At 59.6% G+C, this 4,961-nt stretch carries 2 rRNA genes; both read left to right on the top strand.

The window, feature by feature from the left end:
- Window positions 1-702 (top strand): 16S ribosomal RNA (locus VKV29_RS07950); the annotation flags it as partial.
- Between the two features lie 603 nt (window positions 703-1,305).
- Window positions 1,306-4,961: ribosomal RNA gene (locus VKV29_RS07955) — 23S ribosomal RNA — on the top strand; the annotation flags it as partial.

Here is a 4,961-nt window from a genome sequence, read left to right on the forward strand (position 1 = left end):
CTCAGTGCCGAAGCTAACGCATTAAGTGACCCGCCTGGGGAGTACGGCCGCAAGGTTGAAACTCAAAGGAATTGACGGGGGCCCGCACAAGCGGTGGAGCATGTGGTTTAATTCGATGCAAAGCGAAGAACCTTACCAGGGTTTGACATGCAGGTAGTACCGACCTGAAAGGGAAGGGACTCGTAAAGTCGAGAGCCTGCACAGGTGGTGCATGGCTGTCGTCAGCTCGTGCCGTGAGGTGTTGGGTTAAGTCCCGCAACGAGCGCAACCCCTGTCCCTAGTTGCCAGCGGGTGATGCCGGGCACTCTAGGGAGACTGCCGGCGACGAGCCGGAGGAAGGTGGGGACGACGTCAAGTCATCATGCCCCTTATGCCCTGGGCTACACACATGCTACAATGGCCGGCACAATAGGCAGCGACCTCGCGAGGGGGAGCGAATCCCTAAAGCCGGTCCCAGTTCGGATCGCAGGCTGCAACTCGCCTGCGTGAAGCCGGAATCGCTAGTAACCGTCGGTCAGCCACACGACGGTGAATACGTTCCCGGGCCTTGTACACACCGCCCGTCACACCACGAGAGTCGGCTTCACCCGAAGCCGGTGGCCTAACCCGCAAGGGAGGGAGCCGTCTAAGGTGGGGTCGATGATTGGGGTGAAGTCGTAACAAGGTAGCCGTACCGGAAGGTGCGGCTGGATCACCTCCTTTCTAAGGAGCAATCGGGCGTTGCGGTTCCTCAAGCGGTGGGGAGCCTTGCCGGTGCCGAAAGGCGGCGGCGGGGTGCGCCGCAGACGCCTTGGTCGCGTTCCCTTGCCACGTGCAGCATTTTGGATCCGGCTCCCGGTACCCGGGTATGGCCGATTTTTCGTGCCGCTCGCGACCGGGATACGAACCTTGACAAGTGCATAGCAGGACACATCGTCTACGACCGTTTCCGAGGCGGCGCGTAGGCGATCGTGCAAGCTCTATACAGCTACTCCTAAGGTTGTAGGCTTCAAGCTACAAAGGGCGCACGGTGGATGCCCTGGCGCCAAGAGCCGATGAAGGGCGCTGTCGACGGCGATAGCCCCGGGGAGCCGTCTAGCAGGCTTCGATCCGGGGGTGCCCGAATGGGGAAACCCGGCTGGGGTGATGCCCAGTCATCCCGCGCTGAATCCATAGGCACGGGAAGGCCAGCAGGGGAACTGAAACATCTCAGTACCCTGAGGAACAAAAATCAACCGAGATTCCCCGAGTAGTGGCGAGCGAAAGGGGAACAGCCCAAACCGCCTGTGCGTGATAGCCCTCTGGCGTTGTACAGGCGGGGTCACAGGCCGCAACCGGACCGGGCAGAGGACCGGTCGGGAAGTTACCAACCTCGTCATTAGCCGAACTGCCCTGGAACGGCAGGCCAAAGACGGTGAGAGCCCGGTAAGCGAAAATGACGAGGCTTCCTGGGTTGCGTGCCTAAGTACCGCGGGACACGTGGAACCCCGCGGGAACTCGGGGGGACCACCCTCCAAGGCTAAATACTCTTGGCGACCGATAGCGGACAAGTACCGTGAGGGAAAGGTGAAAAGCACCCCGGGAGGGGAGTGAAATAGTACCTGAAACCGTGTGCCTACAATCAGTCGGAGGGCTATGCCGGAGCCGCAAGGTTCCGGAATGCCTGACGGCCTGCCTATTGAAGAATGAGCCGGTGAGTTACTCTATGTGGCGAGCTTAAGGGGACACCCCGGAGGCGAAGGGAAACCGAGTCTGAATAGGGCGCCTAGTCGCATGGAGTAGACCCGAAACCGGGTGATCTACCCATGGCCAGGGTGAAGCGAGGCTAACCCCTCGTGGAGGCCCGAACCGGTCAGTGTTGAAAAACTGTCGGATGAGCTGTGGGTAGGGGTGAAATGCCAATCGAACCCGGAGATAGCTGGTTCTCCCCGAAATGCATTTAGGTGCAGCCCCGGAGCTAGCGTCGCGGTGGTAGAGCACTGAATGGGCTAGGGGGACAGGAGTCCTACCGAACCCAATCAAACTCCGAATGCCGCGCCGTGGTGCCCGGGAGTGAGACTGCGGGGGATAAGCTTCGTGGTCGAGAGGGGAACAACCCAGATCGTCGGCTAAGGCCCTAAAGTGTTGGCTAAGTGGGAAAGGAAGTGGCATCGCCCAGACAGCCAGGAGGTTGGCTCAGAAGCAGCCATCCTTGAAAGAGTGCGTAATAGCTCACTGGTCGAGTGGTGCCGCGCCGAAAATGTAACGGGGCTCAAGCCAACCGCCGAAGCCACGGGTCCGCCGAGGGTATCGTCCCGAAGCGGGCGGTAGGGGAGCGTTCCGTTGTAGAGCGAAGGCAGACCGCGAGGACTGCTGGACGAAGCGGAAGTGAGAATGCCGGCATGAGTAGCGAAAAGGCAGGTGAGAATCCTGCCCGCCGTAAGCCTAAGGGTTCTTAAGGAAGGTTCGTCCGCTTAAGGTTAGGCGGGACCTAAGGTGAGGCCGAAAGGCGTAGCCGATGGACAGCCGGTCGACATTCCGGCCCCGCACCGAGCTCGTTATCAACGTCGTGGGGACGCAGAAGGGTAGACCCACCGGCGACCGGTAGTGCCGGGCCAAGCAGGTAGGGGGAGGCGCTAGGCAAATCCGGCGCCTCGTTAACCCCGAGACGCGAGTGCGAGCGGGGGGTCAAAGCCCCGCGAAGCGGTTCAGCCCATACTGCCAAGAAAAGCCGCGACGTGAGAACTCGGTGCGCCCGTACCGCAAACCGACACAGGTAGGCAGGCACACAACGTGCCAAGGCGCGCGAGATAACCCTGGTCAAGGAACTCGGCAATCTAGCCCCGTACCCTCGGAATAAGGGGTGCCTCGGTAGGGTGACCCTGTACAGGGGGAGCTCGAGGAGGTCGCAGTGAATGGGCTCAAGCGACTGTTTAACAAAAACACATGTCTCTGCTAAGCCGCAAGGCGACGTATAGGGGCTGACACCTGCCCAGTGCCGGAAGGTTAAGGAGAGGGGTTAGCCGCAAGGCAAAGCTCTGAACCGAAGCCCCGGTGAACGGCGGCCGTAACTATAGGCTGGACCGCTGTAGTTACGTTATCAAAATCCGGCTATATGCTGGGAAGTCCCGGGTATCCTGCGATACGCTGCTCGCTTCACGCGGGTGCGTAACAAAGCGTCAGGTGGGGATCATCAGCAGGAAAGGCCCCGGTGGTCGGATGCTGAAAGTACGCCTGATTCCACCGCATATCGGCTACTACTTGGCCGGTTTCGCGGATGGAGAGGGAAGTTTCAACGTCAGCCTCCGACCCCGTAGTGATTACTGTCAGCCGTGGAAAGTGTCCCTGTGCTTTAACATCTCGCAGCGTGATCAAGTGATTCTGTCGCTGTTCAAGCGCTATCTCGAGTGCGGAACACTGCGATCACGGCCGGATGGCGTCTGGTACTACGAGGTCAACAACCTCGAGGCGATTCTGACGAACGTGGTCCCGTTCTTTCGGAAGTTCCGGTTCCTATCCGCGAAGAAGAAGAGGGACTTCGCAAAGTTCTGTCAGATCGCCGATATGGTTAGCCGAGGAGAACATAGCTCCGAGGACCATATTAGACGCATTCTTGAGATTCGCAGGGACATGAACGATGGCGGCAAGCGTCGCTACGAGGAAGCCGAAATTCTTCGGCGGTTTCGACCGGGTGCATCCTCAGAGACTGTACGCCGGACCCCAGTGATTTCGGGGATGATACAGTCCGACCTGCGTGGCGACACGCAGAGCGGGTAAGCAATCCCGCCGCCCAGTGATGGGTCGTAACAAGATGAACGGTCCTAAGGTTCTTGCGAGCCTCGCCGACGGGTGACCGTCGGTTGTAATCCGGCTATATGCTGGGACGCCTGGAGAATCCCACGCTACCGGAACCTTGGTGAAAATGCGATGGGTGCAGGTAATCAGCAGGGAAGGCCAAAAGTACGCTGGCCCCCTCAGAGACTGTACGCCGGACCCTCGAGTTGATCGAGGTGAAGATACAGTCCGAGCCTCCGGGCGATCGGAGGAGGCGGATCGAAAGATTCGCCCGCCCGAGCACTCGGGTCGGTAGGCTGCTGCGAGGCAGCTGAAAGTAACAGATCTGAGCGAAATTCCTTGTCGGGTAAGTGACACACTTGCCCCTTGCGGGAGAAATCCCGCAAGCAAACCGGCTCATATCGGTGAAGCCCTAACGACGGCGCAAGCTGGGCGAGGGTAATACCGAGGGAAGCCGCAAAAGATGCGGCCCTGTAACGACTCCGGGCTTGCCCGGGGTGGCGCTCACTGACGGAATCGTCAAATCTACGGGCGCCACAAAACGCCGGTGCCTCAAGTGATCGTTGTCGAGGCAAAGGTATAGTCTACGCCCTCTGGAAACAGAGGATCGCGCGAAGTTCCGACCTGCACGAATGGTGTAACGACTTGAGCGCTGTCTCGACCAGGGACTCGGCGAAGTTGTGGTGTCAGTGAAGACACTGACTACCCGCAGCTGGACGGAAAGACCCCGTGGAGCTTTACTGTATCCTGTCATTGGATGTGGTTCTCTCATGTAGAGGATAGGTGGGAGGCTGCGAAGCCGGGGCGCTAGCTTCGGTGGAGCCGACGGTGGAATACCACCCTTGATAGAGTTACGTCCTAACCGACGACCTTATCGGTTGTCGGAACAGTGGCAGGTGGGCAGTTTGACTGGGGCGGTCGCCTCCTAAACGGTAACGGAGGCGCCCCAAGGTCCCCTCAGCACGGTTGGAAACCGTGCGGCGAGTGTAAGGGCATAAGGGGGCTTGACTGTGAGGCCAACAAGCCGAGCAGGGACGAAAGTCGGGCCTAGTGATCCTACGGTGGCAAGTGGAAGCGCCGTGGCTTAACGGATAAAAGCTACCCCGGGGATAACAGGCTGATCTCCCCCAAGAGTCCACATCGACGGGGAGGTTTGGCACCTCGATGTCGGCTCATCGCATCCTGGGGGTGTAGTAGCTCCCAAGGGT

Origin of the sequence: Chthonomonas sp., assembly GCF_035294165.1 — a bacterium.
Taxonomy (GTDB): domain Bacteria; phylum Armatimonadota; class Chthonomonadetes; order Chthonomonadales; family Chthonomonadaceae; genus Chthonomonas.